This window comes from Halolamina pelagica, from assembly GCF_001307315.1.
Taxonomy (GTDB): Archaea; Halobacteriota; Halobacteria; order Halobacteriales; family Haloferacaceae; genus Halolamina; species Halolamina pelagica_B.
The window spans coordinates 44,631-61,844 of sequence record NZ_LGUC01000001.1 but is presented as its reverse complement, the minus strand read 5'-3'; the positions used below and the strand labels follow the sequence as shown (position 1 = coordinate 61,844).

General features: G+C 62.8%; 11 protein-coding genes and 3 pseudogenes. 5 read left to right on the top strand and 9 right to left on the bottom strand.

What is annotated here, in order from left to right:
- Genes SY89_RS17980 through SY89_RS17965 form a run of 4 tightly spaced genes read right to left on the bottom strand, consistent with a single transcriptional unit; the run spans position 1 to position 1,970 of the window.
- Positions 1-522 carry an ABC transporter permease gene (locus SY89_RS17980; RefSeq protein ID WP_239685478.1) on the bottom strand — a complete coding sequence of 174 codons (522 nt, stop codon included), beginning with the start codon at positions 520-522 and terminating at the stop codon, positions 1-3.
- Positions 489-923: a hypothetical protein gene (locus tag SY89_RS17975; protein WP_239685477.1), complete on the bottom strand. Its 435-nt coding sequence runs from the start codon at positions 921-923 to the stop codon at positions 489-491. The genes SY89_RS17980 and SY89_RS17975 overlap by 34 nt, the downstream gene beginning before the upstream one ends.
- A gap of 1 nt (position 924) precedes the next feature.
- Positions 925-1,473, bottom strand: a complete 549-nt coding sequence (locus tag SY89_RS17970) for an extracellular solute-binding protein (RefSeq protein WP_239685476.1) — start codon at positions 1,471-1,473, stop codon at positions 925-927.
- Positions 1,386-1,970 carry an ABC transporter substrate-binding protein gene (locus SY89_RS17965; protein ID WP_239685475.1) on the bottom strand — a complete coding sequence of 195 codons (585 nt, stop codon included), beginning with the start codon at positions 1,968-1,970 and terminating at the stop codon, positions 1,386-1,388. The genes SY89_RS17970 and SY89_RS17965 overlap by 88 nt, the downstream gene beginning before the upstream one ends.
- A 195-nt stretch (positions 1,971-2,165) precedes the next feature.
- Between SY89_RS17965 and SY89_RS19420 the strand changes: the two are divergent.
- Positions 2,166-3,262 (top strand): annotated as a pseudogene (locus SY89_RS19420) (ABC transporter ATP-binding protein).
- A gap of 236 nt (positions 3,263-3,498) precedes the next feature.
- Here SY89_RS19420 and SY89_RS16935 read toward each other — a convergent pair.
- Entirely contained in the window at positions 3,499-3,660 is a 162-nt protein-coding gene (locus SY89_RS16935; protein ID WP_189319188.1) for a hypothetical protein, read from the bottom strand.
- 273 nt (positions 3,661-3,933) lie between these two features.
- On the opposite strand from SY89_RS16935, the gene SY89_RS00325 reads away from it, so the two are divergent.
- Both SY89_RS00325 and SY89_RS00320 read left to right on the top strand, forming a co-directional pair.
- The gene (locus SY89_RS00325; RefSeq protein WP_204374402.1) at positions 3,934-4,200 is read left to right on the top strand and encodes a hypothetical protein; all 267 of its coding nucleotides are present in this window, start codon (positions 3,934-3,936) and stop codon (positions 4,198-4,200) included.
- A gap of 158 nt (positions 4,201-4,358) precedes the next feature.
- On the top strand, positions 4,359-4,832 hold the full coding sequence (locus SY89_RS00320; RefSeq protein ID WP_204374401.1) for a phosphate-starvation-inducible PsiE family protein: 474 nt from the start codon (positions 4,359-4,361) through the stop codon (positions 4,830-4,832).
- Here the strand turns inward: SY89_RS00320 and SY89_RS00315 are convergent.
- Positions 4,829-8,269: a pentapeptide repeat-containing protein gene (locus SY89_RS00315; RefSeq protein WP_054582675.1), complete on the bottom strand. Its 3,441-nt coding sequence runs from the start codon at positions 8,267-8,269 to the stop codon at positions 4,829-4,831. The genes SY89_RS00320 and SY89_RS00315 overlap by 4 nt on opposite strands.
- 950 nt (positions 8,270-9,219) lie before the next feature.
- Between SY89_RS00315 and SY89_RS00310 the strand changes: the two genes are divergently transcribed.
- On the top strand, positions 9,220-10,827 hold the full coding sequence (locus SY89_RS00310) for a long-chain-fatty-acid--CoA ligase (protein WP_054582674.1): 1,608 nt from the start codon (positions 9,220-9,222) through the stop codon (positions 10,825-10,827).
- A gap of 105 nt (positions 10,828-10,932) precedes the next feature.
- On the opposite strand, the gene SY89_RS00305 is transcribed toward SY89_RS00310, so the two are convergent.
- A complete protein-coding gene (locus tag SY89_RS00305; RefSeq protein ID WP_080506541.1) occupies positions 10,933-12,009 on the bottom strand; it encodes an SDR family oxidoreductase in 1,077 nt (358 codons plus the stop codon).
- Positions 12,006-13,561, bottom strand: a pseudogene (locus tag SY89_RS00300) (succinic semialdehyde dehydrogenase). Before SY89_RS00300 ends, SY89_RS00305 begins: the two are co-directional and overlap by 4 nt.
- Positions 13,562-14,039: 478 nt before the next feature.
- On the opposite strand from SY89_RS00300, the gene SY89_RS00295 reads away from it, so the two are divergent.
- The gene (locus SY89_RS00295; RefSeq protein WP_054582673.1) at positions 14,040-15,290 is read left to right on the top strand and encodes an RNA-guided endonuclease InsQ/TnpB family protein; all 1,251 of its coding nucleotides are present in this window, start codon (positions 14,040-14,042) and stop codon (positions 15,288-15,290) included.
- 482 nt (positions 15,291-15,772) lie between these two features.
- Here SY89_RS00295 and SY89_RS00290 read toward each other — a convergent pair.
- A pseudogene (locus SY89_RS00290) lies at positions 15,773-17,187 on the bottom strand (sugar transferase).
- Positions 17,188-17,214 lie beyond the last annotated feature (27 nt).

Below are 17,214 nucleotides of genomic sequence, written 5' to 3'. Positions count from 1 at the left end.
TCAGACACCACCCAGTTCGTCGACGTCGACGTAGCGGAACGCCAGCGCGAACGCGACGACGATGGTCACGACGATGAACATCGAGCCGGCGCTGCCGTAGCCGATGGCGTACAGCGAGTTGATGCGCTCCTCGATCAGCTGGCCGATCATCAGCACCTTCCCCTGCCCGAGGAAGCGTGGGGTGATGAAGGCCCCGAGGGCGGGAACGAACACGAACAGACTTCCGCTGATGATTCCCGGCAGCGCGAGCGGGAGGATGATGTCCTTGAGCACCGCCGGACGCGACGCACCGAGATCACGTGCCGCCTCGACGAGCGAGAAGTCGATGCCGTCGAGACTCGCGTACAGCGACAGCAGCATGTACGGGAAGTACGCGTGAGTCAGGCCGACGATGATGGCCGGGACGCCGAAGTTGAACATGGCGAGGGGCTCGGAGATCACCCCGAGTTGCAGCAGCGTCGCGTTGAGCACCCCGTTGGGACCGAACATCAACAGCCACGAGTAGGCCCGCACCAGATACATGGTGAAAAACGGGAGAAGCACGAGGAAGATGACGACCTTGAACAGCCGCCCCCCTTCCGCGCGAGCAGATAGGCGAGCGGGAAAGCGAGTGTGAAACACAGCACGGTCGTCACGATCGCGATCTGATACGAGAGCAGCAGCGACCCCATGAACGAGGTGTTCCAGAACGAGGCGTCCCAGGGCTGTCCAGGGCCGACAAGCTGGCCGTAGTTGTCTAGCGACGGCTGCCAGACGATGTTGTACGCCTCGTTGATGCTCATAAAGCTCACCGTCACCATGAACATCAGGGGTGCCAACAGCAGCAGGCCGAGCCAGATCGTCGACGGCCCGGCCGTCAGCGCAAGCTTTCCCCTGGCCGTGCGGAGCAGCGACCGGTCGTCCGAGTCCGTGCTTGTGGCCATCTTACGCGGACTTGATCTCCTCCCACGCGGTGAGCCAGGCGTCCTCGTTCTCGACGGATTTGAACGGGATCATCGACTCCAGTTGGGCGGGATCGATAGCGCCGAACATATCGTTCTGCTCGTCGCTCAGGTGCTGTTGGGTCTCCGGGTTGACCGACGGGGAGAACCCGACTTCGGCGAGCTTCGCACCGTTCTGTGGCGAAATGTACTCGTTGACGACCTCCCACGCGGTCTCCTTGTTGTCGGATGCCTCCGAGACGACTGCGGACTCGAACCACGCGAGCGACCCCTCTTTCGGTGCCGCCATCTTGGGCCAGGATTTGCCGTTCGACCACATTTCGACGATCTCGTTGCGACCGGACTGGCCGATGACGAAGTTCTCCTGATTGAACTGCTTGATGTAGGTCGGGTCCGCCGCGATGTACCCCTGCAGCATCTCCTTCTGGTCGATCATCGTGTTTTTCACTTCCTCGATCTGGTCCTCCGAGAGAGAGACCGCAGACCCGTCGAAGGCATCGCGGTACCCGAGGTACAGCGCAGCAGCCGACATCGCTTTGAAGTGGTTGTCGTACATGATGATGTCCCCGAGTACTCCTCATCGAACAGCATGTCGTAGCTCTGCTCGTGATCCTCAGAGATCTCCCGTGAGTCGTAGGAGTAGCCGTACCATCCGAAGCGGATCGGCACCCCGTACACGTCACCGCCGCTGCTGAACTGTGAGTCCTGGAAGCCTTTGAACACCTCATAGATGTCGCCGGTGTTGGTCATCACGTCCTCGTTGACGGGCGCGGCCAGGTCCGCGTCCATCATCTTCGGCACGTAGTTGTTGTTCGGGATCGCGATGTCGTACTGCTCGTGCTGGCCCGAGTTCCACGAGGAGAACATCTTCGAGGACGAGGTCGACTTCGTAATCTCCAGGGTGACCCCCAGCTCGTCCTCGATCCTGGATTTGATGTCCGGGTCCGCATACTCCTCCCAGGTCAGGATGTTGATCGTTTGTGAACCACCGCCAGTAATACTGCCCAGGCAGCCTGCGGTCCCCGTCAACCCTACCGCACCGGCGCCTGCTAGGTAGGCCCGACGCGAGACTCGACTGTCACTGTCCGCTGCGTGGTCGCCGTCAATCTGCTGGTCAGACATTTCAACGAGGCGGTTTTTCGCCTCGCTCATAAAGCTATGCCCTGTGTCACCACTACTCACAAATTCGGTAAGTTCATTACCGCCCCTCGAAAAGCCCGTGGCATGTCGTCACAAGGGAAAACCGCTACAGGGGACGAGACACTCGTCGAGTTAGATAACGTCCGCAAGGAGTTCGGCGACCTCGTCGCGGTTGAGGGGATCGACTTTACCGTTCGCCAGGGCGAGTTCTTCACGCTCGTCGGTCCCTCGGGCTGTGGCAAGACGACGACCCTCCGGATGATCAGTGGCTTCGAGCAGCCCACCGACGGCGATGTGCGTATCGGCGGGCTCTCAATGGCGGCGGTCCCGCCGGAGGCCCGCGACACCAACCTCGTCTTTCAGCACCTGTCGCTGTTCCCGCACTTGAGCGTCGCCGAGAACGTTGGCTACGGGCTGAAAAAGAAAGGCCTGCCGGGAACGGTCGACGACGACCGCTCGGAGGCGGAGATTCGCGAGGAGCGCATCTCGGAGTACCTCGATCTCGTGGACCTCTCTGGTTTCGAGGACCGCAACCCCACGGAGCTGTCCGGGGGCAGCAACAGCGGGTCGCACTCGCCCGTGCGCTGGTTAACGAACCCGCCGTATTGTTGCTTGACGAGCCGCTCTCCTCGCTCGACCGGAAGCTGCGGAAGCTGATGCAGGTCGAACTCAGGAAGATCCACGAGAAGACGCAGGGCGCCTTCTTCTACGTGACTCACGACCAGGAGGTCGCGATGACGCTCTCCGATCGGATCGCCGTGATGAACGATGGCCACATCGAGCAGATCGGCAGTCCCGAAGAGATCTATCGCGAGCCCGCTACCCCCTTCGTCGCCGACTTCATCGGGGACACGAACCTCTTCGACGCGGAGATCCACGAGCAAGGTGGAGAAACGGTCGCCACGGTCGGGGGCGACGACGGGTTCACTGTCCCAGCCTCCGGTTCGACGACAGAGGGGACCGTCTCGGTCCGCCCAGAGGACTTCGAACTCGGCGACTCGGGCGCACTCCAAGGGACCGTCCGCGAGCGGTACTTCCAGGGCGACCAGACGAACTACGTCGTCGAACCGGACGCCGAGATCGACGAGGTTCAGGCGGTCGTTCAAGGGAGACAGACCGACGTCACCGTCGGCGACCGAACGACGCTGGAGATCGTCGAGGGGGCGCCCGTCGTGTTCTGAGCGGTTCCGGACGGCCTCGGAACCCAGGTTCCGGAGGAGCCGATTGCACACAACGGACGCCTCCGTATGAGTTTGTCAGTGACCTCCTGCATTATCTGACTACTGCGTTCTCGTCGATCACGCCCAATCTTCGGGGCGACCGGCTCCCACGCGGCCAAGTAGAACGTCGAGCCACTAGTGTCGAGTCCGCAGGAGCGCCCGTCGACATCCGCGTCGGGTTCGCGCTCGCCCTTGTGTTACGATCGGTCGGTGCCGTCGACCAACGTCTCGATCGTACTGTGCATCTTGTCCGATCGTGTGTCGGACTCGTCGAAGGAGACCGATGCGTCGCTGGTGGTCTCCATCGGAATCACCACTGAACACGGCGTGTCCGGCAGTGCAGGACGCGCCGCACCCATCAGGGCGTACAAAAAACTGGCTGCTCGCCTCGCGGTGTCCCTGTCGCCCAGTCACGAACTCGACTGTGCCCCAGACCGTGAGTAGGTCTTCACTCCGGCTCTATTGAACCCCTAATTACTTCGGCACTATTCGCGGTGAAACACCCGGTAAGTGATTGTGGGTATTCCCAACGACTCGGAATATAACGAACATTAATGTTGTTACTGTCGGTTTCTCTCACATATGGGAATTGACTGGCAGGATTCGGGGGTCTCGTCGCAATCAGCCTGTTAGTGATTGCGTTGGTGTTGACACTCGCAGGTATCGAAACAATCGCCGGATACGAGGTGTTAGCTGCCGGCCAAACGGCGTTCGGGTTCCTCGCCGCTGGGAACTTTAGTCTCGGTGTGTTGTCCGCCGGGATTTTTTCGGTCGGAGTATTCTCAGTCGGCGTGTTCTCAGTCGGGATATTCTCGATCGGGATTTTTGCTGTTGGGCCGTTCGCGTTTGGGATGTATGCGATAGGCTTCTACGCAACACAACAGTTCGTTAGCTCCTAAAGCAGGAGTTCCAAAATCGGAGCCAGCGACGCACAATTTCCAGGCGATATTGTCATCCTGGGATCAGTTATTTCTGTTCGGCAGCTAAGCCCCTGAGCATGGCCGATAGTCAAGAGACTCAGAGTACAATCGATCGAAATATTCTGGATTTCGAGAGCGTGCTCGAACGAACCGGGAAGCGGACCGACGTACTCATGGACATCTTGGAGTTGGCGACGGCGGTCATCATGATCATCCTGTTCGCGATCGGGGTGTACGATCTCGGGCTCAAACTTGTCACCCTCATCACCTCTGGCGAGTACACTAACCCCAATGCTGTGCTGAAGATCATCGACACTGCCCTGCTCCTCCTGATCATCGTCGAGATCTACCGGACGGTCATCGCGTACGTCGAGGACCTCAACATCCTGCCGATCGTGTTGAACGTCGCGCTCATCGCGATGTCTCGAAAGATCATCAGTTTCCGGACCGGGAAGTACGCGACGAAGGACGATGCGATCATGGCGGCACTGGCGTACGGCCTCTTGATGGTGATCCTGATCGCGGCGTTCTACGTCATCCACCACATTCAGGCCGAAACCGAGTTCAACATCTACGCCGCTGGCGAGGAGGACGAAGAGGTCACCGGTTAAGCCATCCGCCGACCGATGACGAATACGACCAGTGCGACCAACAGCGCCCCGATGAACGACTCGAGACTCGCGAGGGTCCTCGCTACGGGCCCAACAGGTTGGACGTCACCGTAGCCGAGTGTCGTGAACGTGACGAGGCTGAAGTACAACGTCCGCCCCAAAATCTGGATCCCCTCCGGGCTGACGATCCCCGCAACGGTGTCGAACCCCTCAGTGGTGATACTCCCCGGCCCACGAGTCCCCCTTGTCACTGTCGCGTACAGCAGTGCCCACGTTACCACAACCAATCCGGAGATGTAGACGATACGCCAGAGGCGTTCGCCGTACCCACACGTCTCATAGAGCAGCCAGTTACCGAACCACTTCCCGCTGGCTTTCAGGCGGGACTGTGTGTCCACTGACCCGTCCTGAAAGACTGCCTTGTTTTTCTTGCGGCGGTAGATGAACTCCTTAATGTAGAACTCGGAGCCCGCCTTGCGGTGGCCGAACTCGTTGGCACTGTTTTTTGCCATCAGGTAGGTCCGCTCCAGCGTCGCCGGATCCAACACGAGTTCGTCCGTGTCGGCCGCGAACTCGTGGTACTTGAAGCCGTGAATGTTCCAGTCGTTCCGGCTCAGCAGTTCCAAGTGCTCGGAGAAATCGAACCCGTCGAAGTCGGTCTCCCGAAACAGGAAGTAGTCGAGGAGTTCGAGCTCGCTGTCGTTCGGCTCGAACCGTACATCACGTACCGTCGCCGCCGTGAGGTCGTAGAACGTCCCGCCGCTCGCTGGCTGGACGATCCGGCCACCGTTGAGCTCGGCGTGGCTCAGGTTCACTTTGATCGCGTCGGCGGCCGGCGCGATCTGCAGGTACATCCTGTCGAGGAACCGGGCCCGGTCGAAATCGGGCTCCGCATGGAACCGCGTCCCGTCGAAGCTCACCGTGTTGAATTCCGCAGTGGAGAACGTCGCGCCGGAGCGGAACTCGCTGTTGTCGAACACAGCGTCCCTCGACTGCGTGTTCGAGCCACCGGTGAACTTCGCTCCTTCGAAGGTCGCGTCGTCGTGGAACACGACGTCGTCGATAGCGGCGTCACCGGCGAACTGCGCATAGCTCATCTCGAACGCCCCCTGGACGACAGCATCGGTGTATGCACCCCCGTCCTCGAACCCGGTCCGCGTGAACGAGACGGCCGCTTCGAACGTCGCGTCGCCGAAGTTCCCGTACTTGAACTCGGCCTCGTCGAAGTCGGCCTGGGCTTCGAAGGTGGCCTCGCGGAAGTCTGCGTCGTCAGCCAGTACCGTTGGACTGCCTTCGAACTTCGTGCCGGTGAACAGCGTCTGTCCCTCGAACCTCGCAGCGGTGAAGTCGACGTTGGTTTCGAAGCGACACTGGTCGAACCGTGCTTCTCCGCCGTACCGGACGCCTGAGAACGTCGCGTTCTCGGTGAACGTCGCCCTGTCGAAGTCCGTTTTCCCCGCAACTCGTTGGTGTTCGAACGTCGCGACGCCGTCGAACGTCGCGGCTCTGAACACGGCGTCGCCCGCCACCGTCAGGTTCGTGAAATCCGCATAGCCGAACAGCGCCTGCTCGAAGGTTACGTTCCCCTCGAAGGCGGCGTCGGTGAACGTCGCATCGTCGTCAAGCATGTTTGCGCCGCCACGGAACTCGGCGCCCCGAAACCTGGCATCGCCCTGGACCTGCACGTCCGTGAAGCTCGCATCGTCGGTGAACCGGGCTTCGTCGAAGACGACTTCCCCCGCAAAGACGGCGCCCTCGAACTGCGCATCGTCGCCGAACCGCGATTCAGCGAACTCTGCAGTCCCGTGAAATGCCGCGTTCCGGAAGGTGGCATAGCGGAACTCGACCGCCTCGAAGTCGGCAACGCCGCCAAACGTCGCCTCCGCCATACAGAGATCGTCCGCTTCACTGTTCGCCCCGCCCTGGAACTCGGTGCCGCGGAACTCCGCGGCAGTCGCGAACGCGACGCCGGCGAAGTCAGCATCGTTCCGGAAGCGCGCCTCCAGAAACGTCACCTCGTCACTCCACGTCGTCGTCGAGAAATCACCCTCGAGTTCGAAGACGGCGTTCGAGAAGTCGGCAGGCCCGTCGACCGTCACGCCACCGAAGTTCGCGTACTGGAACTGTCCCCGCCGGAAATCGACCGGCCCCTTGATCGTGGCGTCCCTGAACGTGAGGTCGTCGTCCTCGACGTTGTCGCCACCCGCAAATTCGACGCCCGGGAACACGGCCGCCGACTCGAACAGGCAGTTCTCGAACGAGGTATCGTCGCCGAAGGACGCCTCAGTAAACTGGGCGACGCCACCGAACGTCGCGTCCTCGAACGTTACCCCCGCAGTGAAGGACGCGTGGTCGAAACTCGCACCGGCTTCGAACGTGGCGTCACTGAAACACCCAAGGCCGAACTCGGCCCGTTCGGCGTCGACGTCGCCGCCGAATTCGGCGGCCTCGAACGTGATGTCGTCGTCTTCGACGTTGTCGCCCCCCTGAAACTCCACGCCACGTAACGAGAGCGTTGACGCAAACGTCGTCGCGGCAAAACTCGTATCCGCGTGAAACCGGGCCTCGTCGAACGAGATTGGCCCCGTGAAGCTTGCCCGTGTGAACGCGACATCGCCGTCAAACGTCGTCTCGTCGAAAGAGACCGTAGCGGTGAACGACGCGTCAGTAAACGTCGCCAGGCTGAACTCCGCCCGAGTCGCGTCGACCGGGCCGTCGAACACTGCGGTCTCGAACGTGAGATCGTCGTCTTCGACGTTGTCGCCGCCGTGGAACTCCGCCCCTCGGAGTGAGAGCGCCCCGTTAAACGTCGTCCCCTCGAAGGCGGCGTCATCGTAAAACCGGGCCTCATCGAACCCGGTCTCGTCACCGAAGGCTGCGCCGGAGAACGTTGTGTCACCCTCAAAGCGGGTATCGTCGAACGCCGCCCCCTGTTCGAACGTGGCGTTGGCAAACACGGCCATCCGGAACGCCGCGCCGTCGAATACGGCGTCGCCCGCGAACCGGGCGTCCGCGAACGTGGCGTCGTCGATGCGCACGTTCGCGTCGCCGTGGAACTCCGCTCCGCGAAACCCCGCTCGCTCCCGGAACGTCGCCGCTCGGAACTCGGCGTCCCCGTCGAACGTCGCCTCTTCGAACTCGACCTCCCCGTCGAACGTCACGCGCACGAAGTCGGCGTACCGGAACTGGGCCTTGGTGAACGCCGCGTCCGCCGCAAACGTCGCGTCCTCGAAACAGGCGTCGTCGTCGAGGAGGTTCGCGTCGCCGTTGAACTCGGCACCCCGAAACTGCGCCGGCCCCTCGAACACGGTTTCCTTGAAACAGGCATCGCCGTGAAACCGTGCCTCATCGAGGATGACGCGTGCGCTGAACGACCCCTGGCGAACGTCGAGGCCGTCCTCGAAGACCGCCCCTCTCCGACGATTGGGCCATCGCACGTACAGCGGTTCATGCGTAGCGTACTGGTCAACGCAGCATCAGTCAGATCCAGTCGCTCCAGTTCGGCGTGTCGGAGATCCAGTGGCTGGTGAATCTCGGCGTTTGAGAGGTCGATATCCCCGGAAACGGTGGCGTGTCGCAAGTCGATCGGGTAGTTGTCCGGGGCATCGAGTATCGCATACGAGAGGTCGAGGGTGCCCAAATTCGCGTCGACTAACTCCTTCTTTCGGCGGCCGGTCGCGGTTGCGACCTCGCGGAACGCCGCCGCGATCGTCTGGTCATCGACGCCGTACTCTGCCCGTTCTGCGGGCGAGAGGTGGAACACACACGTATCGGCGCCCTCGTAGCGCTCGTGGGGGCACTCCCAGGGGCCGTCCGTCGGTACGTCGCCCCCCTCTGGGTCGAAGCGGTACGTGCACTCACTCATGCATGGTGTCCATTCTGTATGACATCTGTTGAAAAGATCCAGCGTGGTTTCGGGAACTGGGCCGGGTTGTGGTGACGGCTCGCTCGCTCCGATCGCCGTTCACCACTTACCGACGTTGCCACAATTCGGACATTTGGCCTTTATCTTGTCACTCCGGATGAGTTTTGATTCCTTTTTCACGTTCCCGATGTTCTTGAGACACTCGGCGTGAAATGCGGCATCACATCGAGGGCATCTGCCGCCATCACTTTTCGTCACTTCCGAGCCACAAACCGTACAGGGGTATGTGTCACTGCTAAACAGTCCCATGCATGGGGGCTGTTGGAATGATCGCTAATAAATATATCTGTAGCAGATAGTATCGGTAGTTGGCATCTATCGTGACCGTTCGTCCGTTGGGTGGCCTAGTCGTGCGACTCGGTATCGGGCTCAACTTCCCGAAGGGCGCCCGTGAGCGCTCCTGTACGTAACTTGTCCCCAACCCAAAAGCTATCACACGAACGTTGATTGCATTAGACAGAGATGGAGCGACCACTTCTCGTCACTGACTTTCTCGACCGCGCTCGCAAGTACTACGGCGACGAGACCGGCGTCATCGCCGCCACGGGCGAGCGCTTCACGTACGACGAACTCGGCGACCGGGTCGACCGCTTCTCCGCACTCCTCCAGGGGCGCGGCGTCGAGAAGGGCGACCGCGTTGCCGTCCTCGACCCGAACACGCATTACCACCTCGAAGCCGCCTACGGCGCGATGCAGCTCGGCGCCATCCACACCCCGCTCAACTACCGCCTCACGCCCGAGGACTTCGCGTACATCCTGAACGACGCCGGCGTCACCGCGATCTACGCGGACTACGACTACGCCGAGAAGATCGAGGCGATCCGCGAGGAGGTTCCCGTGGAGACGTTCCTCACGAACGATGCGGACGCCGTCGAGGGTGACTGGGACGACGTCGACGCCCAACTCGCGGACACGGCCCCGTCGTACGACCGGCCGGCGATGGACGAGAGCGATGTGATCACGATCAACTACACGTCGGGGACGACGGGCGATCCGAAGGGCGTCTGTCGCACGCACCGAAACGAGACGCTGCACTCCTACATCGTCGCCTACCACCAGAACATCCGGGACACCGACACGTACCTCTGGACGCTCCCGATGTTCCACGTCAACGGCTGGGGGCACATCTTCTCCATCACCGGCGCCGGCGCCGTCCACGTCTGCACGCGCGGCGTCGACGCCGCCGACATCTTCGAGACCATCCGGGCCGAGGACGTCTCCTACCTCTGTGCGGCGCCGACGGTCCTGAACATGCTCCAGGACTACCACGCGAGCAACGACGTCGACACCACCGGGGACGCGGACGTTCGCGCCGCGACCGCCGGCAGCGCCCCGCCCGAGGCCACCATCCGCACCGTCGAGGACGCGTTCGACTGGGACCTCATACACGTCTACGGCGCCACCGAGACCGGCCCCCTCATCACCACGTCGGAGGCCGGCCGGTTGCTCGACGACGAGAACCGCTACTCGCTGAAGAAACGGCAGGGGATCGGCTTCCTCGGCACCGACGTCCGGGTCGTCGACGAGAACGGCGAGGACGTCCCCTGGGACGACGAAACGATCGGCGAGATCGTCGTCAGCGGGAACCAGGTGATGGAGGGGTACTGGAACAAGCCCGACGCCACGGAGGAGGCCTTCACCGAGCGGCTCGAGGGGTACTACCACATGGGGGACTTCGCAGTCGTCGACGAGAACGGCTTTCTCTCCATTCAGGACCGGAAGAAGGACATCATCATCTCCGGGGGCGAGAACATCTCCAGCATCGAACTCGAGGACACCCTGTTCGACCACCCCGCGGTGAGCGACGTCGCCGTCATCCCGTCGCCACACGACGAGTGGGGGGAGACGCCGAAGGCGTTCGTCGTCCCCGAGTCCGGCGACCCCGACAACCCGGGCGTCACCGAGGACGACCTCGTCGCGTTCACCCGCGAAAACCTCGCCACGTACAAAGCGATTCGCCGCGTCGAGTTCGTCGCAAACCTCCCGACGACGGCGACCGGAAAAGTCCAGAAGTACGAACTCCGCGAGGCGGAGTGGGCGGACGAGGACTCGATGGTCGGGCAGGGGTAGACGGCAGCCAGTTCGTTTTCGAGTTGTTCGATCGGCGATCGGTGCGCCCGCCCGTCACGGCCAGCGAGACACCGACCTGCGTCCCCCAGCGATCACGCACGCTCCTCACGTCATCGCGTCGGACCGCGCCTCGTGCGTGCGCGCGTACTCGACGAGCACGTCCACGTACGAGGCGAAGGGCGGACACCGGATACCGCTCCCCGCGAGTGCGCGGCGAGTGGCGGGGTTGACGTACCGCGTCGGGAGCGTGAAGTAGTCGAGCGTCTCCGGTGGGATCCCCGTCACTGAGCGGGCCGCCCGCGTCCCGAGCAGGCGCTTCCCGACGCCCGGCGTGGCCGGGACGGGGAGCACCCGGGTGTTCGTGGCCTCGGCGAACAGCCGCGTGAGCTCGGGGATCGTCGGCGGGTTGGGGTCACAGAGCTGGTACACTGCCCCGGGCTCGCCGTGCTGGCTCAGGTAGTCGATCGCCTCGACGACGAAGTCCCACGGGACGACGTTCAACTCCGTCACGTCCGCGCCCGGGAACCACGGGAGCGGGGCGACGCCTGGACAGCGCTGCAGCCAGCGCAACACGTAGTACGGGCCGTCGTACTTCTCGGTTTCCCCGGTTTCGCTGTGCCCGACGACGATGGCGGGTCGGTACACGGTCGCCGGGAACTCCTCCTCCATGCGCGCCTGCACCAGGCGCTCGGCTTCGAACTTCGTCGCCTCGTAGTGGTTGTTGAAGGATTGGCCCACGTCGAGGTCCGACTCGGTGAACACGCCGTCGTAGCGCCCGCTCACGTAGCAGGTGCTCACGTACTGGAACCGCTCGACGGCACACGCGGTGGCGAACTCGAGGACGTGCCGGGTCCCGTCGACGTTGACCGCCTCGGCGACCGCACGACTTACGCCCAGATCGTACACCGCAGCGAGATGGAACACCTCCCCGACAGCGGCGTGAAGCGCGCTTCTGTCCGCGGCGTCGAGGCCGAGCCCCTGTTCGGTGATGTCCCCGTCGTAGAGGCGGACGTCCGCTCCCCAGTCGTCGCCGACGAGCTCGGCCGCGCGGGCCTCGGCGGCCGCCCGGTACTTCGGTTGGACGAGACAGTGGACCGTCTCCGTCCGTGTCACGAGCCGCTCGAGGAGGGATGCCCCGAGGAAGCCGGGGAACCCCGTGACGAACACCTCGGAGGCGGTCACCGCAACCACCCCGGTAGTCGCTTGAGAAGCCTCGAGAACCCGGTCATCACCCGTGCCCAGACGCCGTCCGGAAGCGGCCCCGGCCCGATTTGGAGCCCCCGTTGGACCGCCACCGTCTGGGCCTCCGTGTACTTCAACAGCCCCTCGTCGCCGTGTCGCCGACCGAGCCCCGAATCACCCATCCCGCCCATGGGGGCATCGACCGACGCCCATGCAGCCGCGTAGGCCTCGTTGACGTTCACCGTGCCGCAGTCGATGCGTTCGGCGACGCGCTCGCCGCGGTCGCGATCGCCCGTCCAGACGGAGGCGTTCAGCCCGTATCGGGAATCGTTCGCCCGGTCGACGGCGTCGTCGACGCTCGCGACCGGGTAGAGGCTCACCACTGGCCCGAACGTTTCCTCGTCGAAGAGGGTCATCTCGGGCGTGACGTTTTCGAGCACCGTCGGTTCGTAGAAGTACGGGCCCACGTCCGGTCGATGCCGCCCCCGACGAGCACGTCGGCACCCGTCTCGACGGCGTCGGCCACGTGGCGTTCGGTCTTCTCTAGTTGTGCGGCGGACTGCAGCGACCCCACATCCGGCCCGTACGCGAACCCGGTTCCGAGGTCGAGGGCCCGTGTCTCGGCGACGAAGGCGTCGCGGAACGCGTCGTACACCGACTCGTGGATGTAGAGCCGCTCGGCGCTGATACAGAGCTGGCCCGCGTTCGGGAAGCAGGCACGGATCGCCCCACGAGCGGCCTTCTCCGGGTCAGCGTCGTCGAGGACCAGCAGCGGGTTCTTCCCGCCGAGTTCGAGCGAGCAGTCGATGAGCGCCCGGCCGGCGCGTTCGGCGACACGCCGCCCCGCCGCGGTCGAGCCGGTGAAACAGACGTAGTCGACGCGGTCGACGAGCTCGGCCCCCACCCGTTCACCGGTCCCGGACACGACCTGAAACAGCGCCGGCGGGAGGCCGGCGTCGACGAGCAACTGGCGAGCCAGGAGCGCCGTGTGGGTGGTCTCCTCGGCGGGTTTCAACACCACGGCGTTGCCAGCGAGCAGCGCCGGCAGCGCGTCGGAAACCGACAGCGTGACGGGGTAGTTCCACGGCGCGATGAACCCGGCTACTCCTTTCGGCCGCTGGTGCACCGTGGCCTTCGTCAGCCCCGGCATGGCCCCACTGCGACGTTCGCTCTCGAGCAGTTCCGGGCCGGCATCGGCGTAATGGGTGGCTGTCTGGACGACGTCGAGCACTTCCTCGAAGGCGTCCCGCCGGGTCTTTCCCGTTTCCAACTGCGCGATATCGAGTAGCTCGTCCTGTGCATCGAGCATCCGGTCGGCGTATCGCTCCAGAACGGCCGCCCGCTCGGTTACTGGACGACCGGCCCACGACGCTTGTGCGGCCTCGGCCCGCTCGACGGCAACCTCGACATCCGCCGCCGTCCCTGCGGGAATCGACGTGAACGGGGCGCCGTGAAACGGCGCGATCACGTCCAACCGCTCCCGCTCTCCGGTCACGACGAGGGCTTCACGGAGCGATTCGAGTCGGTCCTCCCCGACCCGGCTGGTGTGCATACGGGCCCTACACGGAGACGGTGCATAAACGGCGGTGGCGCGGTTCAGCGATCGGCTTCTCCATCAGCCGGAGAACCGCTCGCTCCCGCTGGTCGCTCCCGGATGCGACACTCCCAAACCCCACTCACCGGCTGTGTCACCGCATATGGTGTCTGAACAAGAGGGTCGCTCGGCGGCCCGATCAGACCCTCGTTGCTTCTCGAGAACTTTCCCGAGGCAACGTCGCGCCTTCTGGGCCACCGATCACCGTCGATAGTCCGCTGTCGACGTGCTGATCGTCGATGACCAGCACAGCGTCCGTAGACGCCGTCTCTCGTGACTTCCAAGACTGTAGCGGCGCTATCTTTCTTCGAGGAGAGAATCCCGCCGTTTACGGCGGGAGTGAATCCGACAACTCCTACACAGTCCACCGTCGATGGGAGTCCGGATATTCTACGCTAACCATACCGTTAAGTAAGTTTAACTACATAGGCTATGCATGGCGATTGAGGCCACTCGAACCTACGTTGGTTCCATCCAGAACTACCGGCAGGTACACGATGGCCTCGACTCGCTTGGGGACTCCGCCTCCAAAATCTGGAACGTCGCACGATGGACAGCCGACCGCATCTGGAACGCAACCGGCGAAATCCCAGACGAAGGAACGCTCAAAGCGTACATGAAGAACCGGGAGTGCTGGAAAGACTTGAACGCACAATCCAGTCAGAAAGTCATCGAAGAACTTTCCGACGCTTTCCAGTCATGGTTCGACCTGCGACACAAGGACGACGAGGCGAATCCGCCAGGCTACCGCAAACACGGCGACACCCGACCCAAGAGTACGATCACGTTCAAAGCAGACGGGTTCAAACACGACCCGGAGAACAACCGCGTTCGACTCAGCAAAGGTTCGAACCTCAAAGACCACTTCTCAGACTTCCTCCTGTGCGAGTACCAGACCCGTCCCGACGTTGACCTCTCGGAAGTCAACTCGGTGCAGAACATTCGAGCGGTCTGGAACGGTGACGAATGGGAGTTGCACTTTGTCTGCAAAGTCGAACTCGAAACACTCGACTCAGCAGGCGACGGCGTGGCAGGCATTGACCTTGGCATCACGAACATCGCCACGGTCGCCTTCCCCGATGAATACGTCCTGTATCCCGGAAACTCCCTCAAGCAAGACAAGCACTACTTCACCCGGGCAGAGTACGACACCGAAGGGGAAAACGGCCCGTCTGAGAAGTCGATGTGGGCACGTCGGAAACTCGCTGACCGCGAGACGCACTTCTACCACACGCTGACAGACACCATCATCACAGAGTGTGTCCAACGCGGTGTCGGCACGCTCGCAGTGAGTTGGCCTGAAGACGTGCGTGAGTCGGATTGGGGGAAGACCGGCAACAAGAAGTTGCACTCGTGGGCGTTCGACCGCATCTACCAGTACCTCGAATACAAAGGGGAGATACGTGGCGTCGAGGTGCTGAAGGAAAACGAGTGGGACACGTCGAAGACCTGCTCGCGGTGTGGTGACGACACGAAGTCGAACCGTGTTGAACGCGGCCTGTACGTTTGCTCGTCGTGCGAGTTGGTAGCCAACGCGGATTGCAACGGGGCAGAGAATATGCGTCAAAAGATAACTCCGAGTCCTCACGGCGAGGATAGGAGTAACGGCTGTGTGGCACAGCCATCGACACACTTGTTCGACCGCGAGAGCGGGACGTTCAACACGAGAGAACAGGTCGTGTTGTAGACCAGCAAATATCCTACCTGCGGTACGGGAAGCCTCGCCGTTTACGGCGAGGAGGATGTCACAGTTGTTGACGGCATCCACAAAAGGGGCACTTCTGTGCGACGTTCGACCCGCCAGTCGCTGCATTTCGTCTCGCGAGGCAGTCAAAGGTCCGTGGCCGACACCCCGACGGCGAACGCGACCAACTGTCGAGCGCTGAAGCAGTGGTCATGCTCGACAGCACGCCGAACATCGGTGCAGCAACGTGAAAAGGTGGGGAGCGGAAAGCCGCTGCGACAGTGAATCAGGTCTGACCCCTCGGCAGCGACTTTCCAAAGGTGGTTTGCGGGCCGGCTCTGCGTCAGCGGGAACCCGCTGACAACTCCGTGTGGGGGCTACTAACAGTTGACAGTTACGGTGGGTGTGACGCCGATTTGACCCTTTGGCGATTTCTAACGAACACACCCTGCTCTCCAGTCGGAACTCCGACAGAGCCTGATCGGTCACTCTAGAACGGCACAGGCGGCGTCGACGCCGACCTTCCACACCTGCCGAATAACCAACTTCATGTCGAACGTGAAGGACTGCTGTTTCACGTATTGGAGGTCGTACCGCAGTTTCATTTCCGGCTCGGCACCGGTCACGTCGTTCACTTGCGCCAACCCAGTCAGTCCCGGCTTCACGAACCACCGCTTCTGCCAATCCACCACACCGGTCTCGATATCCGAGTCCAGTTCGGGTCGCTCAGGGCGTGGGCCGACAGCACTCATGTCGCCCTTCAGAACGGCCCACAGCTGCGGGATCTCGTCAAGGTGGGTCTGCCGGAGCAGCCGCCCAACACGTGTCACCCGGGGTCGACACCACCTTCGTCCTCGTCGCTGATGGTCGCTCCTGTCCCGGCCTCCGCGTTCTCGATCATCGACCGGAACTTGTACACGTCGAACGTCTCGCCGAAAACGGCCGTCCGCTCCTGTTTGTACAGCACCGATCCGCCGTCGTCCAGCTTGATCGCCGCCGCGATCACGAAGATCACCGGACTCAACGCGAGCAGTCCGAACGTGGAGAACGCCAGGTCGAACCCCCGTTTCAGCACGTAATCCTGCACGTCCCACGGTTCGACGTCCACGTCGACGAGCGTCCCGACATCGTCCCCGGAAGTTAGCACTTGGTCGGCATGATCCCGGTGGACTTTCGCGTCGACGCCGTGCTCGTAGCAGGCGTCGAGCGCGCCGAAGAACTCCGCGCGGTCGGTGTGCTCGAACGCGAGCACCACCGTGTCGACGTCGTACTCGACGAGCACGTCCTCGATGCGCGAGAGGCCGCCCAGGCGGGTGAGCCCACCGACACCGCCGTCGGCGACGACCGGCTGTGGCGTCGACTGGCTGGGCCGGTCGAAGGCGATCGTCGGGCAGAGGTAGCCCAACAACGGCACGTCCACGTCGGCGGCGAGCCGATCGATCTCCTCGGGGTTGTCGCCGACGATGATCCCCCGCTCGGGATCTGTTGTCGGTCGGCGACGGATCCAGACGAACCACGCCGGCAGCGTGACCAAAAGAACGGGTGCGATCACCAGTAGCGTCGCTCGCGGCAGGCGGTACGTGTAGTCGAAGTAGCCGATAGCCGACAGCGCGAGCAGCGCGACGGCGACGCGCTTCTGGGCGAGGACGACGGCGTCCAGAATGCGACGCGGCCGTGGCTTATACAGCGGGACGAACGCGCCCGCGACGACTACGACCGCCGTCGCGACCTCGATGAACCCCTCGGCGCCCGACGGCGGATCCGTCGAAAGCGTGCTGACGGCCGGAATCGAGGCCAAGATCGTCTGAGCGGTGGGGCTGTTCGCGATGCCGACCGCAAACGCGGTCAGTACCGCGACCCCGAACACGCTCGTCGCCCGATAACGCCAGCCGCCGTTCATCACTCGCACTTGTGACTGTTAGAAGCT

Coding starts and splice junctions, on each gene's coding strand:
- SY89_RS17980 (WP_239685478.1), bottom strand. CDS start 522: ATGTATCTGGTGCGGGCCTACTCGTGGCTGTTGATGTTCGGTCCCAAC.
- SY89_RS17975 (WP_239685477.1), bottom strand. CDS start 923: ATGGCCACAAGCACGGACTCGGACGACCGGTCGCTGCTCCGCACGGCC.
- SY89_RS17970 (WP_239685476.1), bottom strand. CDS start 1,473: ATGTCGGCTGCTGCGCTGTACCTCGGGTACCGCGATGCCTTCGACGGG.
- SY89_RS16935 (WP_189319188.1), bottom strand. CDS start 3,660: ATGGGTGCGGCGCGTCCTGCACTGCCGGACACGCCGTGTTCAGTGGTG.
- SY89_RS00310 (WP_054582674.1), top strand. CDS start 9,220: ATGGAGCGACCACTTCTCGTCACTGACTTTCTCGACCGCGCTCGCAAG.
- SY89_RS00295 (WP_054582673.1), top strand. CDS start 14,040: ATGGCGATTGAGGCCACTCGAACCTACGTTGGTTCCATCCAGAACTAC.